At 71.5% G+C, this 425-nt stretch carries 1 protein-coding gene; it reads left to right on the forward strand.

Translation table 11 applies throughout. The features are described from left to right. The coding region (locus I6F37_RS41345; protein ID WP_225154572.1) for an esterase-like activity of phytase family protein at positions 1–425 on the forward strand (425 nt) is incomplete at both ends.

The following is a 425-nucleotide window of genomic DNA, read 5'->3' on the forward strand; positions in this document are numbered from 1 at the left end:
ACCCCGAACGTCCCGTCCAGCCGCGGTTTCGAGGCGATGGGCGCGAGCGGCGACGGCCGGTACCTCTACCCCGTCGTCGAGGGCCAGCTGGTCGACGACCCCGTCGAGCGCCGCCGGTGGATCTACGAGTACGACACGACCGCGGGCGCCTACACCGGCCAGCGGTGGGCCTACCAGGTCGACCAGCCGGGAGACGTGGTTGGTGACGCCTTCGTGACCGGACGGCACCGGATGCTCCTGGTGGAGCGCGACGACCTCGAGGGCCCCGCAGCCGTCATCAAGCGGGTCTACCGGGTCGACCTCGACGACACCGACGCCGACGGGTTCGTCGCTAAGGAGCTCCGGCTCGACGCGCTCGCCATCGACAACCCCGACCTCATCGGTGCCGACGACGGCTACGGCACCGGCCGGGAGTGGTCCCTGCC

Source organism: Bradyrhizobium sp. NBAIM08 (assembly GCF_020193935.1).
Lineage (GTDB): Bacteria > Pseudomonadota > Alphaproteobacteria > Rhizobiales > Xanthobacteraceae > Bradyrhizobium > Bradyrhizobium yuanmingense.